Origin of the sequence: Pseudarthrobacter niigatensis (assembly GCF_030812615.1) — a bacterium.
GTDB lineage: Bacteria > Actinomycetota > Actinomycetes > Actinomycetales > Micrococcaceae > Arthrobacter > Arthrobacter niigatensis.
In genome coordinates, this window is record NZ_JAUSTB010000004.1 from 261,072 (window position 1) to 275,918 (window position 14,847).

The 14,847-nt window shown below is 68.1% G+C and carries 12 protein-coding genes; all 12 read left to right on the forward strand.

What is annotated here, in order from left to right; all coding sequences use genetic code 11:
* Position 1: 1 nt before the first annotated feature.
* A complete protein-coding gene (locus tag J2T23_RS08385; protein WP_307358882.1) occupies positions 2-892 on the forward strand; it encodes an amidohydrolase family protein in 891 nt (296 codons plus the stop codon).
* Position 893: 1 nt separating this feature from the next.
* The gene (locus J2T23_RS08390) at positions 894-2,108 is read left to right on the forward strand and encodes an acyl-CoA dehydrogenase family protein (protein WP_307358884.1); all 1,215 of its coding nucleotides are present in this window, start codon (positions 894-896) and stop codon (positions 2,106-2,108) included.
* Positions 2,109-2,151: 43 nt separating this feature from the next.
* Complete coding sequence (locus J2T23_RS08395; RefSeq protein WP_141183076.1) at positions 2,152-2,607, forward strand: MaoC family dehydratase; 456 nt, start codon at positions 2,152-2,154, stop codon at positions 2,605-2,607.
* 122 nt (positions 2,608-2,729) lie between these two features.
* A complete protein-coding gene (locus J2T23_RS08400) occupies positions 2,730-4,055 on the forward strand; it encodes an MFS transporter (RefSeq protein WP_141158479.1) in 1,326 nt (441 codons plus the stop codon).
* Positions 4,056-4,062: 7 nt separating this feature from the next.
* Entirely contained in the window at positions 4,063-5,625 is a 1,563-nt protein-coding gene (gene menE / locus J2T23_RS08405) for an o-succinylbenzoate--CoA ligase (protein WP_307358888.1), read from the forward strand.
* A 103-nt stretch (positions 5,626-5,728) separates the two neighbouring features.
* Positions 5,729-6,724, forward strand: coding sequence for a bile acid:sodium symporter family protein (locus J2T23_RS08410; RefSeq protein ID WP_307358892.1), 996 nt, complete (start codon positions 5,729-5,731; stop codon positions 6,722-6,724).
* A 95-nt stretch (positions 6,725-6,819) separates the two neighbouring features.
* Positions 6,820-9,303, forward strand: a complete 2,484-nt coding sequence (locus tag J2T23_RS08415; protein WP_307358895.1) for a molybdopterin oxidoreductase family protein — start codon at positions 6,820-6,822, stop codon at positions 9,301-9,303.
* Positions 9,300-9,782 carry a hypothetical protein gene (locus J2T23_RS08420; RefSeq protein WP_141183081.1) on the forward strand — a complete coding sequence of 161 codons (483 nt, stop codon included), beginning with the start codon at positions 9,300-9,302 and terminating at the stop codon, positions 9,780-9,782. The genes J2T23_RS08415 and J2T23_RS08420 overlap by 4 nt, the downstream gene beginning before the upstream one ends.
* Before the next feature lie 160 nt (positions 9,783-9,942).
* Positions 9,943-10,911, forward strand: a complete 969-nt coding sequence (locus J2T23_RS08425; RefSeq protein ID WP_141183082.1) for an alpha/beta hydrolase — start codon at positions 9,943-9,945, stop codon at positions 10,909-10,911.
* A gap of 58 nt (positions 10,912-10,969) precedes the next feature.
* Complete coding sequence (locus J2T23_RS08430) at positions 10,970-11,851, forward strand: fumarylacetoacetate hydrolase family protein (RefSeq protein ID WP_307358899.1); 882 nt, start codon at positions 10,970-10,972, stop codon at positions 11,849-11,851.
* Entirely contained in the window at positions 11,851-13,617 is a 1,767-nt protein-coding gene (locus tag J2T23_RS08435) for an FAD-dependent monooxygenase (protein WP_307358901.1), read from the forward strand. The genes J2T23_RS08430 and J2T23_RS08435 overlap by 1 nt, the downstream gene beginning before the upstream one ends.
* Complete coding sequence (locus J2T23_RS08440) at positions 13,595-14,830, forward strand: DUF3500 domain-containing protein (protein WP_307358904.1); 1,236 nt, start codon at positions 13,595-13,597, stop codon at positions 14,828-14,830. The genes J2T23_RS08435 and J2T23_RS08440 overlap by 23 nt, the downstream gene beginning before the upstream one ends.
* Positions 14,831-14,847 lie beyond the last annotated feature (17 nt).

Sequence of the window (14,847 nt, forward strand, 5' to 3'; positions counted from 1 at the left end):
CATGGCAGACCGCTACGAACTGGGCGTCGACCCGGCCAAGCTCGACGCCATCGACATGCACGTCCACCTTGAGGTGGACAGCTGCGGACACGGCTCCCTGCCGGAGGAACTGACCGAAGCCTCGGCAAAATACTTCAAGGCCGAGGACCGCACCCCGTCCCTGGATCGGATCGCGGACATCTACCGCGAACTGAACATGGCCGCCGTCGTCTTCACGGTCGACGCCCGCACCCAGCTCAAGCACGAACCCAACAGCATCCCGGAACTCATCGCCGGCGCCGCCCGGAACAACGACGTCCTGATCCCGTTCGGCAGCGTGGACCCGCGCACCGGCGAGGACGCCATCGCCGGGGCCAAGCACCAGGCCGTAGAACTCGGCGCCCGCGGCTTCAAGTTCCACCCGTCCCTGCAGGGCTTCGACCCGTCCAGCGAACGCTTCTACCCACTATGGGAAACCCTCCAGGAACTCGGCCTGCCCGCCATCTTCCACACCGGGCAAAACGGCATGGGCGCAGGCCTTCCCGGTGGGTACGGCATCAAGCTCGCCTACTCCGACCCCCTGCTGCTGGACGCGGTGGCCGCGGATTTCCCCGGCCTGCAGATCATCATGGCCCACCCCTCGGTGCCGTGGCAGGACGAGGCCAACTCCATCGCCACGCACAAGGCCAACGTCTTCATCGACCTCTCCGGCTGGTCGCCCAAGTACTTCCCGGAATCGCTGGTGAAGGCCTCCAACTCCTATCTCCAGGACAAGGTGCTGTTCGGCACCGACTTCCCGCTGATCACCCCGCAGAAATGGCTCGGTGCCTTCGCGGACCTGCCCCTGAAGGACGAGGTCCGGCCAAAGATCCTTAAGGACAACGCGGTCCGCCTCCTCGGGCTGGGGGCCTGAGATGGGCACGCTGACGACGGCGGAGGCCGGCCCGGGTGCCCGGCTCTATGAGGCAGCGGACTGGTACGACGCCGAGTCCCTCCTCACGCCGGAAGAACGCCAGGTCCTGTCCCGGCTGCGGTCCTTCCTGGACGCGGAAGCCAGGCCCCTCCTGGCCGAGTACTGGGAACGCGGCGAATTTCCGGAGCAGCTCGCCCGGCCGCTGATCGACCTCGACCTGATGGAACCTGCGGAACTCACCAAAGACGGGCCCGCCCGCGGAATTTACCAGGGCTTCCGGATCTTCGAACTTGCCCGCACCGATGCCTCGCTGGCCACCTGGTACACCGCCCAGGCCGGCCTGTTCCGCACCGCCATCCGGGTGGGCGCCTCGGCGGAACAGCAGGCCGAATGGATGCCCAAAGTCATCGACTTCTCGCTCAAGGGCGTGTTCTCGCTGACCGAACCGGAATCCGGATCGGACATCGCCGGCGGCCTGTCCACCACCGCCCGGCGGCAGCCCGACGGCAGCTGGATCCTTGACGGGGCCAAACGCTGGATCGGCGGCGCCGCCACCGCGGACGTCCTCGCAGTATTCGCCCGCGACACCGCGGACGGGCAGGTCAAGGCCTTCCTGGTGGACCGGACAGCCGACGGTGTCACGCTGGAGAAGATCCACGGGAAGACGGCACTGCGGATGATGCAGAACGCCCACATCACCCTCACCGGTGTCCGCGTCCCCGAGGCCATGCGCCTGCACAACGTGAGCTCCTTCAGGGACGTCGCGGCGATGCTCCGGGCCATGCGCTCGGACGTCGCCTGGATCGCCACCGGCATCGCCACCGGCGCCTTCGAGGCAGCCCTCGCCTACGTCAACGAGCGCCGTCAGTTCGGACGCCCCCTGGGTTCCTTCCAGCTGGTCCAGGAGAAACTGGCCCGCATGCTCGGCAACGTCACGGCCAGCCTGTCCCTGGTGGTCAGGCTCACCGAGCAGCAGGCCAAAGGCATCTACCGGGACCAGGACTCGGCCCTGGCCAAGATGCAGACATCCCTGTTCATGCGCGACACCGTAGCGCTGGCCCGGGAGGTGGTGGGCGGCAACGGCATTACGCTCGCCGCCGGCGTCGCCCGCTTCCACGCCGACGCCGAAGCCGTCTACTCCTACGAAGGCACCCACGAGATCAATGCCCTCATCATCGGCCGCGCCCTCACCGGCGAAAGCGCCTTCACCCGCTGAACCACTACTTCCCCAACCAACAAAGAACTGCCAGGAGGCAACGATGCCCAATCTCGTCGTCGATTTCGACACCCTGCTCACCCTGTCCGGCAAGGACCTCGGCACCACCGACTACCGCCAGATCACCCAGGACCAGATCAACCAGTTCGCGGACGCCACGGACGACCAGCAGTGGATCCACACCGACCCCGAACGCGCCAAGGACGGCCCGTTCGGCGCCCCCATCGCCCACGGCTTCCTCACGCTCTCGCTGATCATCCCGTTCTGGGGGGAGCTGTTCGACGTGGAAGGCGTCACCACCAAGGTCAACTACGGCCTGGATAAGGTCCGCTTCACCTCCCCGGTCAAGGTCGGCTCCAAGGTCCGCATGCAGGCCACCATCGCCGACGTCACCGAGGTCAAGGGCGGCGCCCAGATCAAGGTCAACGCCACCATCGAGATCGAAGGCCAGGAACGCCCCGCCGTCGTCGCCGAATTCCTTGCCCGCTTCTACAAGTAAGCCGCTTCGCAAATAAGCCACTTCCACCAGTAACAGCAGTTCCAACCCCAGGCGGCGCCCCCCGGCGCCGCCGCCTCAGGCAACCCCAAAAACCCCACATTCCTCCGTCTTTAGGAACAGCCATGTCCGGACACACCACGCTCGCACCTGCGGGCACGGCCGCCAAGCGCAAGGAAGCGCGCACGGTCATCCTGTCCAGCTATCTGGGCAGCACCATCGAGTTCTACGACTTCCTGCTCTACGCCACGGCCGCAGCGGTGGCCTTCCCCAAGGTCTTCTTCGCCGGCACGGACGAATGGGTGGGCGTCGTGGCCGCCTACGCCACCTTTGCCGCCGGATACGTGGCCAGGCCGCTGGGCGGCATCATCTTCGGACACTTTGGTGACAAGGTGGGCCGCAAGGGGATGCTGATCATCTCCATGGCCATGATGGGCATCGCCTCCACCCTCATCGGCCTGATTCCCGGCGCCGGCGTCATCGGGCCGTGGGGCGCCGTGATCCTGGTGCTGCTGCGGGTCTGCCAGGGCATCGCCGTCGGCGGTGAATGGGGCGGGGCCGCCCTCATGGCACTGGAGCACGCGGACCCGAAACGGCGCGGCTTCGCGGCGTCGTTCGTCAACGCCGGCGCGCCCACCGGCGCCGTGCTGGGCACCCTGGTGATGGGTGCCTTCTCGGCCCTGCCGCAGGACGCGTTCCTGGCCTGGGGGTGGCGGGTGCCGTTCCTGCTGTCCTTCGTGCTCCTGATCGTGGGCATGTTCGTGCGCCTCCGCGTTTCTGAAAGCCCCATCTTCGCCGAGGCCGTGGCCAAGGAAGAAGCACAGGGCGCCAAGCGCAAGATCCCGCTGCTGGACGTGCTCCGCCGGCCCAAGGCACTGATCATGATCATGTTCGCCGGGGCTGCCGGGTTCGGCCTGCAGGTGGTGCTGCCCACCTTCTCGGTGACCTACGCCGTGTCCAAGGGTGCACCGCAGCAGGGCGTGCTCTACGCGTTCGCCGGGGCCTCGGCCATTTCCATCGTCTTCGTCCTCCTGGGCGGCCGCCTTTCGGACCGCTTCGGCCGCCGCCCGGTGATGATCACCGGCCTGGCGCTGTTCATTGCGTACCTCTTCCCGATGTTCGGGATGCTTGGCTCGGGCAACGTTGCCATGGTGTTCGTGGCCTTCACTGTGGCGCTGATCCTGCACTCCTCCCTCTACGGGCCGCTGGCAGCGTTCGTGTCCGAACAGTTCGGCACCACCTCCCGCTACACCGGTGCCGCGGTGGGCTACCAGCTGGCCACCCTCATCGGCGCCGGCTTCACGCCGGGCATCATCGCCGGCCTCTACAAGGACTCCGGGCAAAGCATCCTCCCGGTGGTGGTGTTCCTGTCCGTCATGGCGCTGGTCTCGATTGTCTTCATCGCCCTGACGCGGGAATCTAAGAACAACGACCTCACCACGGTCCGTTAGGAGAACCATGGACAACAACGGAGTTGGCTCCTGGCTGCAGCGCCGCCGCCGCAAGTCGGGCGCCAAGACGGCCCTGCTGTCAGCAGCGGGCACCCTGAGCTACGAAGAGCTCGCCGAACGGACGGACCGCCTGGCCAACGCGCTCCGCGACCGCGGAGTGGCCAAGGGGGACCGGGTGGCCTACCTGGGGGAGAACCACCCTTCGTTCGTGGAAACGTTCTTCGCCTGCGGCCTCCTCGGCGCCATCTTCGTCCCGCTCAACACCCGGCTGGCACCGCCGGAGCTGCAGTTCCAGCTCCAGGATTCCGGAGCCCGGCTCCTGGTCAACGCCGGCGCATTGGAGGCCTCCGCCTCCGCTGCTGTGCAAGGAACGGCGGTGACCCACCGCATGGTCGTAACGGCCGACGGCGGGGCGGAACCTTCCGCCGCCACGTCACCGGCCGCCGTCGAACATTCTGCAGTGGTTGTGTCTTACGGGGAGGCGCTGCAGGGGGCAGCCGGCGAACCCATCGACGTGCCGGTGGGCCACGACGACGGCGCCATGATCCTGTACACCTCCGGCACCACGGGCAAACCCAAGGGCGCCTTGCTGACGCACGGGAACATCACGTGGAACTGCATCAACACCATTGTGGACATGGACTTGAACCGCAACGACGTGGCGCTGATGATTTCGCCGCTGTTCCACGTGGCGTCCCTGGACATGGGGCTGCTGCCGATGCTCCTCAAGGGGGCCACCGTGGTCCTTGAGGCGAAATTCGATCCCGCCCGGGTCCTGGAACTCATCCGGAACCACAAGGTGACCACCCTCAACGGAGTGCCCACCACGTTCCAGCTGCTCTGCGAAGATCCGGGCTGGGCGGCGGCCGACCTCAGCTCCCTGGACAAGCTGACCTGCGGTGGCTCAGCGATTCCCCGCCGGGTCCTGGACGCGTACGAGGACCGCGGCATCGGTTTCACCAGCTGCTACGGCATGACCGAAACAGCCCCCGGCGTCACCATGCTCCCCGTGGACCGGTCGCGGGAAAAGGCGGGTTCGGCCGGACTGCCGCACTTCTTCACCGACGTCCGGATCGCCGATCCCATGGGCGGCACGGTGGAACCGGGCGAGGTGGGGGAAATCCAGATCTCCGGGCCCAACGTCATCAAGGAGTACTGGAACCGGCCGGAGGCCACAGCCGCCAGCTATGCGGACGGCGCCTGGTTCCGCTCGGGCGACATGGGCTACCGCGACCAGGAAGGCTTCCTGTTCGTCTCTGACCGGCTCAAGGACATGATCATTTCCGGCGGGGAGAACATCTACCCGGCGGAGGTGGAGGCGGTCATCTCCGAGCACAGCGCTGTGGGCAGCGTCGCCGTCATCGGCGTCCCGGATGACAAATGGGGCGAGGTCCCCCAAGCGATCGTGACGCTGCGGGAGGGGGAATCGCTGACTGCGGAGCAGCTGCGCAGCTTCCTCGACGGCAGGCTTGCCCGCTACAAGATCCCCAAGTCAATGGTGGTGGTGGAGGAGATGCCGCGTACCGCCAGCGGCAAGATCCGAAAGATGGAGCTCCGGAAACAGCTCTAAGGGCGGAACCCCCTCCGGGACTGCCGCCGGTATGGTTCCGCCGTTGTTACCGTTCACGGTCATCAATTGGCGGAACCATACCAGCCGGTGCCACCATGATTGGATGCTTGAGGCAACTAAACCCCAGAATTCGGACGGGACACCCGTCAACCCCGCGCTCGAAGCGGAAAGCAAAATCGCCCGCATCGCGGTGACAGTGTTCCCCATCCTGGTGGTTGTCGCAGGCATCCTCGGGTTCCTGCTCCCCGGCCTTTTCAAGCCCATGGCCCCCAGCGTGCCCTACCTGCTCGGCATCATCATGTTCTGCATGGGCCTGACCCTGACCCCGCCGGACTTCGCCGCGGTAGCCAAGCGGCCGTGGGCCGTGGCCCTGGGGATCGTGGCGCACTACGTCATCATGCCCGGCGCCGGCTGGCTGATCGCAGGAGCCCTCAACCTTCCGCCCGAACTGGCCGTCGGCGTGATCCTGGTGGGCTGCGCCCCCTCCGGCACAGCCTCGAACGTCATGGCCTTCCTGGCCAAGGGCGATGTTGCCCTCTCCGTGGCGGTGGCCTCGGTCTCCACCCTGATCGCCCCGATTGTCACCCCGCTGCTGGTCCTGTTCCTGGCCGGCTCCTACCTGCAGATCGACGCCGCCGGCATGGTCCTGGACATCGTCAAGACCGTGCTGCTGCCGGTGGTCGCCGGCCTCCTCGCCCGGGTCTTCCTCAAGAAGCTCGTCGCCAAGGTGCTGCCCGCGCTGCCGTGGGCGTCCGCCGTCGTGATTTCCCTGATCGTGGCCATCGTGGTGGCCGGCAGCGCCAACAAGATCATCGACGCCGGGGCCATCGTGTTCCTTGCCGTGGTGCTGCACAACGGCTTCGGGCTGGGCCTTGGCTACCTGGCCGGCAAGCTGGGCCGCCTGGATGACAAGGCCCGCCGCGCCCTCGCCTTCGAAGTGGGCATGCAGAACTCCGGCCTGGCGGCGACGCTCGCCACCGCGCACTTCACCCCGCTGGCTGCACTGCCGTCCGCGGTCTTCTCGCTCTGGCACAACATCTCCGGTGCCATTGTGGCCGCCTGGCTCGCCCGGCGGCCGCTGCAGGATACGCAGGCCTAAGGGGCGCGTTTCCGGCCCGCCATTCCGGGTACAGGATCCGGTAGGGACAGCGCTGTTTCGACGCTGTCCGCCAGTTCCTGTAAGGAGATGGACAGATGGCTCGGATCGACCGGATAGCTGAACCATGGGGGACAAGGACACCGTACGGCAGCGGCGGTGACTGGCCCGTCAGGGTGGACACCCACCTGGCCGAAGGAGTGGCTCCGGAGGACGTGGACCGGTGGGTCCAGACGGCCTCGCTCCTGCACTCCAACGGCGACGCCATGGACATCGCGGTCAAGGACAACAGAATCGTTGGCGTGCGGGGACGGGCCGTAGACCGCGTCAACCATGGCCGGCTGGGCCCCAAGGACCTGTACGGCTGGCAGGCGAACGCGTCCCCGGACCGGCTCACCAAGCCCCTCATCCGCGAGGGCGGGAAGCTGGTGGAAACGGACTGGGACACCGCCATGCAGCGCATCGTGGACAAGTCCAAGGCACTGCTGGCGGAACAGGGCCCCAGCGCCCTCGGCTTCTACACCACCGGCCAGCTCTTCTCCGAGGAGTACTACACCCTGGGCACGCTGGCGCACGGCGGCATCGGCACCAACCACGTGGACGGCAACACCCGGCTGTGCACGGCGACGGCGGGGGAGGCGCTGAAGGAATCCTTCGGCTGCGACGGGCAGCCCGGCTCCTACACGGACGTGGACCACGCCGATGTCATCGCCCTGTACGGGCACAACGTCGCCGAAACCCAGACCGTCCTCTGGACCCGGATGCTCGACCGGCTGGCCGGCGCCAACCCGCCCAAGATCATCTGCGTGGACCCGCGCATGACGCCCGTGGCCAGGGCCGCCACCGTGCACCTGGCGCCGCGGCCAGGCACCAACGTGGCCCTGATGAACGGCATCCTGCACGAGATCATCACCAACGGCTGGGTGGACCAGGAGTACATCCAGGCGCACACCGTGGGGTACTCCGAACTCGAAAATGAGGTCAAGAACTACCCGCCGGCACTCGTGGCGGAAATCTGCGGTGTCCCGGAAGAGCAGATCACCGAGGCGGCCGGCATCATCGGCCACGCGGAGCGGCTGCTGTCCACGGTGCTGCAGGGCTTCTACCAGTCCAACCAGGCCACCGCAGCAGCGGTCCAGGTCAACAACGTCAACATCATTCGCGGAATGCTCGGCAGGCCCGGTTGCGGCATCCTGCAAATGAACGGCCAGCCCACTGCCGAAAACACCCGCGAATGCGGGGCCGACGGCGACCTTGCCGCCTTCCGGAACTGGTCCAACGACGCGCACATCCAGGACCTGGCCCGGGTCTGGAACGTCGATCCCATGTCCATCCCGCATTACTCCCCGCCCACGCACGTTATGCAGATGATGCGGTACGCGGAGGACGGTTCCATCCGGATGCTGTGGGTCAGCGGGACCAACCCTGCCGTCTCGCTGCCCGAGCTGGCACGCATCCGCGGCATCCTGGAACAGGACCGCCTGTTCCTGGTGGTGCAGGATATCTTCCTCTCCGAGACGGCCCAGCTGGCCGACGTCGTCCTTCCCGCCGCCACCTGGGGCGAAAAGACCGGGACCTTCACCAACGTGGACCGCACCGTCCACCTCTCCGAGAAAGCCGTTGACCCGCCGGGCGAGGCCCGGCCGGACCTGGAGATCTTCATCGACTACGCCCACCGCATGGGCCTGCAGGACAAGGACGGGCAGCCGCTGATCAAGTGGCACGACCCCGAATCGGCCTTCGAAGCCTGGAAGGAATGCACCCGCGGCAGGCCCTGCGACTACACCGGCATCACCTACGACAAACTGCGCGGCGGCTCAGGCATCCAGTGGCCCTGCAACGAGGAGAACCCGGACGGTACGGAACGCATCTACGCTGACGGGAAGTTCTGGGCGCACCCCGGGTACTGCGAAACCTACGGCCGCGACCTCATCACCGGTGCGCCAGTGGAACCCACGGAGTACAAGGCCCTGAACCCCGAGGGCAAGGCCATCATCAAGGCCGCCGAATACATGCCGCCGCACGAGCTGCCCAGCCAGGACTTCCCGCTCCAGCTCATCACCGGCCGCACGCTCTACCAGTTCCACACCCGCACCAAGACCGGGCGGGCACCTGAGCTGCAGGCTGCCGCGCCCGACGTGTGGGTTGAGTTGTCAGCAGACGACGCCGGCGCGTACGGGATTGCCGAAGGCGACCTTGCGGAGGTGGAGACACCGCGCGGGTCCGTCCGTGCCAAGGTGCGGATCAGCGGCATCCGCAACGGCGTCCTCTTCCTGCCCTTCCATTACGGCTACTGGGACACCGATGGCGGACACCAGCCGGACGGGGCCGGCAGGGCTGCGAACGAACTGACCATCACCGACTGGGACGCGGCGTCCAAGCAGCCCATCTTCAAAACGGCGGCCGCCCGCATCACCCGCGTTTCCGGCGGCGACGGACCCGCTCCGGCGCCCACCACCACGGCATCGGCACCTGCCGGGTACTTCCCGGAAGACGCCAGGACCAAGGGCATACCCACCGCTTTGGCGGACGAGGCCACCGAAACTGGCGAGGCCACCGAAACGGCAGGAGGGGCACGATGAAATTCGGGCTGGTACTGGAGGAAATGCACCGCTCCGAGAACGACCTGGCGCACCACCTGCTGGTCATCTCCGAGCGGCACAAGGTAGACCACGAGATCCACCACCTGGCCCGGGACCTGGCACGCTGGTCGCAGCAGCACGTCCGGGACATCGCGGACATCGCCAAAAACTACGGCCAAAACCTGGACCCGGAGCCCCGCGGCGAGGCAGGGCTAATGGAAACCATCAGGGAAAAGGGCAGCGAGATGGTGGGCAGGCGCCCCGAAACCGGGATGCTGCTGCTGCGCGACCTCCGCGAGCTCTACCTGAAGGCCTGCGGGGTGTCAGCCGACTGGGAACTGCTGGCCCAGGCCGCCCAGGGGATGAAGGACAAGAACCTGCTGGCCCTGGCACAGAAGTGCCACCCGCAGACCATCCGCCAGATGAAATGGGCCAACGGCAAACTGAAGGAATCCGCCACGCAGGTCCTGGTCAGCTAAGCGCCAGCTGCGGGAACCCTCAGCAGCTCCCGGGCCGCCTGCCCGTGCAACCGCCGGCGCACCCGGATCTTCCCAGCGCCCTGTTCCGGGCGAACCAGTTTCAATCAGTGAAACTGCCAGCGCGTGCATCCCTGCCCATGCCACAGAGTTGAATCCATGGATGCGGGTCCCGTTGCGGGCCCGCCCAGCCCATTCAGCAGTCCGGCCAACACAGCACAGAAACGGCGCGCCACACATGGAGTCAACGATGACGGGACGGCAGATCCTCAAGGGGATCGAGTTTGCCCGGCCACAGAACGCGGAGCCGCTGCTGCTGGACCTCTACCTTCCCACAGGAGAAACGCACCCGGGCGGCCGGCCGGCGGTGGTCCACTTCCACGGCGGCGGTTGGCGGACGGGGGAGCGGTCTTCGCTGGGCCCCGCTGTTGACGGTTTAGGGCTCAGCCCCATCGGGCAGCTGGCAGATGCCGGGTTCGTGGTGGCCTCTGCCGACTATCGCCTCAGCACGGGTGCCACGTTTCCTGCCCAGCTGGAGGACGCCAAGGCGGCCGTCCGCTGGCTCCGCAGCCACGCGGCCGAATACGGCGTGGACCCACACCGCATCTACGCCTGGGGAGACTCGGCCGGCGGCCACCTCGCCGCCCTCGTGGGCCTGACCGCGGGGGCCCCGGACTTTCCAGGCCGGGGCGGCAACGACGGGCCGGACGGTGACGACTCAGTTGCCGGCGTCGTGGCCTGGTACCCGCCCACTGACCTGCTCCGGATGGGGGGACAGGCACGGCCGGACGCCGTAGCCCGGGCGGATGACCCCGGTTCCCGCGAAGCACTGCTGATCGGCGCGCAGCCCGCCGACGCCCCGGACAAGGCCAGGGCCGCAAGCCCCCTCGGCTACGTCCACGCAGGCGCCCCGCCCTTCCTCCTCATCCATGGAACGGCGGACCGCTTCGTCCCCGTGGAGCAGTCCACCTCGCTGGCCGCGGCGCTCGAAGGCGCGGGCAACGCCGTCGAACTCCTCCTGCTGGATGGTGCGGACCACATGTGGGCCAGCCCGGACGGCAACAGCGGCGCCGCGGAACGGGCCATTGCCGCCACCATCGATTTCCTCCGCCGCCAGTCGGAACAGCACTGATTTCCCACCACCATGCGGGGGCAATACGCGCACCCCGGACCAGACCGAAAGGCCTCCCATGCAGTTCATCGGCATCACCCACCACGGCGGACCCTGGGCAGCGGCGCTCGCCGGCTCCCGCGTCCTCCCGCTCACATCGGTCGACGAATTCTGGGCCGACGCCGAGGGCTGGCAGGACAAGGCCGCAGCCCTGGTTGCCGGCGCTGCACATGCTGGAGCCTCCGACGACGACGGCTGGCTGGAGCGCGGCAGCGTCACCGAAGTCCCGCTGGTCCCGGCCTCCGCGCGGGTGATCTGCGTGGGGCTGAACTACAAGGCGCACGCAGCCGAGGGCAGCTTCAAGGACCAGGAACTCCCGCCCTACCCCACGCTGTTCGCGCGCTGGACAGCCTCCCTGTCCGTGGGCAATGTCCCGGTCCCGGTTCCGGCGGGCGAGGCAGGGCTGGACTGGGAAGGCGAAGTTGCCGCCTACATCGGCCGCCGCGTGGAGTCCGCCGGCGAGGACACCGCTGCCGATGCCGTCTTTGGCTACTCCACGTTCAACGACATCACCTCCCGCAGGGCCCAGAAGCTCACGTCGCAGTGGACCCTGGGCAAGAACGGCGATTTCAGCGGCCCCCTGGGTCCCGTGGTGAGCCGCGACGAGGTGGGCGACCTGCGCGACGGGCTCCAGGTCCGCACCCGCGTCAATGGGATCGAAGCCCAGAACGGGAACACCCGGGACATGATCTTCTCCGTCCCGGCCATTATCTCGCTCATCAGCGAAACCTTCACCCTGCACCCGGGCGACGTCATCGCCACGGGCACCCCCGAAGGCGTGGGCTACGCCCGTACCCCGCAGTGGCTCCTCCAGCCCGGCGACACCGTGGAAGTGGAGATCGAGACGCTCGGCACCCTGACCACGCCGGTGGGCGACATCTCCCTGCGGAGCCGTGCCTGATGAACGGCTTCCATACCGCCGCGGACCTGCCGTCGGAGGTGCAGGTCCTGGTTGCCGGCGGAGGACCCAGCGGACTCTTCCTCGCCCTGGACCTCGCCTCCCGGGGGGTGCCCAGTACCGTCATCGAACCGCGGACAGCGCTGGACCACACCCGGCCGCGTGCCAAGACCACCAATGCCCGCACCATGACGCACCTGCGCCGGCTGGGCCTCGCCGAGGTCCTCCGGGACGCGGCGCCGCTGCCGGTGGAGTACGCACAGGACGTCATCTTCTGCACCGGCCTCACCGGCCCTTCCGCCCATGAGCTGCGGCGGTTCCGCAGCGCCTTCCAACTGGTTCCAGGCCGGTACGGGCCGCAGCCGGAGTGCGGCCAGCAGGTGCCCCAGCCCGTCCTCGAGGAGGTGCTCCGGGCCGCCGTCGAAAGCCACCCGCTGGTGACGTTCCTGGCCGGCTGGACCGTCACTGGCGTCAGCGTCCCGGAAGGCGGGGCAGCCACGGAACCGTGCGCCGTCGTCGTCCGGGATCCTGACGGGGCCGAACGCACCACCGCCGCGGAGTACGTCATCGGGGCCGACGGCGGATCCTCCGCCGTGCGGCGCAGCCTGGGGCTGCGGCTGGAAGGCGGCTCCGCCGAGCTGTCCAACATCAGCATCCTCTTCCGCTCGGCGTCCTTGGCGTCCGCTGTGTCCTTGGCCGCGGCCGTGCAGTACTGGGTAGTGGGCTCGGAGACCGCCGGCATGGTGGGACCCATGGACCGTGACGGCATGTGGTGGGCTATCGTCCAGGGCGTGGATCCGTCCGTCAGCCCCAGCGCAGGGGAGGCAGCCGCCATGGTCCGCTCCCTGGTGGGGCCGGCCGTGGACATCGAGGTGGTGGCCACCGACCCCTGGACGGCCCGTATGCTGCTCGCGCCCGAATACAGCCGCGGCAACGTCTTCCTGGTGGGGGACGCCGCCCACCTCAACCCGCCCTGGGGAGGCCACGGGTTCAACACCTGCATTGGCGACGCTGCCAACCTGGCCTGGAAGCTCGCCGCCACCGTCAACGGCTGGGCCGGCCCCGGACTGCTTGCCAGCTACGGGACAGAACGCCGCCCGGTGGCAGCGCGCACCATCCGCGACGCCGCCACCAACGGCAAGGCCCTGGCCTACCACTTCGCAGACCCGGAGCTCGTTGCGGCCGGCCCTGCCGGGGAAGCGGCCCGCCGGGCTGCGCACCGGGCACTCGCCGTGAAGCAGAGCGAGTTCGATTCCCTGGGCCTGGTGCTGGGCTACGACTACGGCGGCTCACCCGTCGTGGTGCCGGACGGTTCAGCCCTCCCCGACGAGGACCCCATCCGCTACGTTCCGTCCGCTGCTCCGGGGGCCCTGCTGCCGCACGCCTGGCTGGCAGATTCCCGTTCCCTGTACAGCGCCCTTGGTGCGGGCTTCACTTTGCTGGCCGATGCCGGATCGCTGGGCGGGCTGGACGCGGGCGGAGTTTTCGGGCCGGTCCTGGCCGCCGGTGCCCGGCAGGGCGTCCCGGTGACCGTCGCCGCCGTCGGGCCTTCCGAGGACGGAACCCCCCTGTCCCAGCTGTGGGGTGCCGCCGCCGTGCTGGTCCGTCCCGACCAGCACGTGGCCTGGCGCGGCAACTCCCCAGTGGAGGCCGCCGCCGCGCTCTCCGTCGCCGCGGGCTGGGCGCCGGCTTTCCCGCCCGCACGTCCCGAAGAATCTGCACCTTCCATCGAAACCAGGAGCGCCCGTGTCGACGCCGTCATTCCGTGATTTCCTCTTTGCCCCGGACCATCCCCGCGTAGCGGACATCCGGGGGCTGGCTGCCCGCGAATACGCCGAAGCGGCCAAGGGCGATGCGTTCGCCGGGCCCATGATCGAAGGCTGGCGGAAGCTCTACCCGCAGCCGTTCACGGGCATCACCAGCGACGGCGTCCGCCGGGAGGCCCTCTATCCGCTGGTGCCTGCCCGCCCCGGGGAGGAAGCACCCACCGCGGACATGGTGGCTGCGGCGCGGAAGCTGCTTGGCGCCGCCGCCGCGGACCAGGCCGGAAGGCTTCGCTACGCCGTGGACGCGCCGGAGTGGCAGAGCTGGGCCAACCCTGAGTTCATGCAGCACGACACCGGGCTGCGGCTGGACGAGCTGGAACCACCGGTCCGCGACGCCGCCCTGGGCGTGGTGGAAGCAAGCCTGAGCGCTTCCGGATTTGAGCTGGTGCGGAACCTGATGCGCATCAACGGGTTCCTGGGTGACCTGGTGGAGCTGCCGCTGCTCATGAACGAGTTCAGCTACAACTTCGCCCTGTATGGGGAGCCGTCCGAGACGGCGCCGTGGGGGTGGCAGCTGTTCGGCCACCACGCGGCGCTGAACTGCCTGGTGGCCGGGACGCAGCTGGTGATCTCGCCGGTGTTCATGGGCGCAGAGCCGGACATGATCGACGCCGGCCCGCATAAGGGCGTCAAAGTGTTCAAGGAGCGCATCACCCTGGCCCGGCAGCTGATGGCCGCCCTGCCTGTGGACCTGCGGGACCGTGCTGTTGTTTATGCGGAGATGGTGGATCCTGCCATGCCCGAAGGCCGCCTCCACCCGGGCGACGAACGGCACCTGGGTGGCTGTTTCCAGGACAACCGGGTGATTCCGTACGAGGGCATCCGGGTGGCGGAACTGCCGGCCGGGGTCCGTGACTTGCTGGACGCGGTGGTGGAGGACTTCATCGCCTACCTGCCCGACGGTCCACGGGCCGCGCGCCGCCGGGAGATCCAGGAACACTATTCAGAGACGTTCTTCAGCTGGATCGGCGGCTGGGAGGGGGAGGAGGCCTTCTACTTCCGGGTGCAGAGCCCGGTGGTGGTGCTGGAACTGGACCACCACACCGGCGTGTTCCTCAGCAACGATGAGCCCGCCCCGTTCCACATGCACACCGTGGTCCGCACCCCCAACGGCAACGACTACGGCCGCGAACTCGTCAGGCAAGCCACCCCCTGACCCACCCTCCCACAAAT

Excerpts from the sequence above, each read along its gene's own strand:
- J2T23_RS08385 (WP_307358882.1), top strand. The coding sequence starts at position 2 with ATGGCAGACCGCTACGAACTGGGCGTCGACCCGGCCAAGCTCGACGCC.
- J2T23_RS08390 (WP_307358884.1), top strand. The coding sequence starts at position 894 with ATGGGCACGCTGACGACGGCGGAGGCCGGCCCGGGTGCCCGGCTCTAT.
- J2T23_RS08395 (WP_141183076.1), top strand. The coding sequence starts at position 2,152 with ATGCCCAATCTCGTCGTCGATTTCGACACCCTGCTCACCCTGTCCGGC.
- J2T23_RS08400 (WP_141158479.1), top strand. The coding sequence starts at position 2,730 with ATGTCCGGACACACCACGCTCGCACCTGCGGGCACGGCCGCCAAGCGC.
- menE (WP_307358888.1), top strand. The coding sequence starts at position 4,063 with ATGGACAACAACGGAGTTGGCTCCTGGCTGCAGCGCCGCCGCCGCAAG.
- J2T23_RS08410 (WP_307358892.1), top strand. The coding sequence starts at position 5,729 with ATGCTTGAGGCAACTAAACCCCAGAATTCGGACGGGACACCCGTCAAC.
- J2T23_RS08415 (WP_307358895.1), top strand. The coding sequence starts at position 6,820 with ATGGCTCGGATCGACCGGATAGCTGAACCATGGGGGACAAGGACACCG.
- J2T23_RS08420 (WP_141183081.1), top strand. The coding sequence starts at position 9,300 with ATGAAATTCGGGCTGGTACTGGAGGAAATGCACCGCTCCGAGAACGAC.
- J2T23_RS08425 (WP_141183082.1), top strand. The coding sequence starts at position 9,943 with ATGCGGGTCCCGTTGCGGGCCCGCCCAGCCCATTCAGCAGTCCGGCCA.
- J2T23_RS08430 (WP_307358899.1), top strand. The coding sequence starts at position 10,970 with ATGCAGTTCATCGGCATCACCCACCACGGCGGACCCTGGGCAGCGGCG.
- J2T23_RS08435 (WP_307358901.1), top strand. The coding sequence starts at position 11,851 with ATGAACGGCTTCCATACCGCCGCGGACCTGCCGTCGGAGGTGCAGGTC.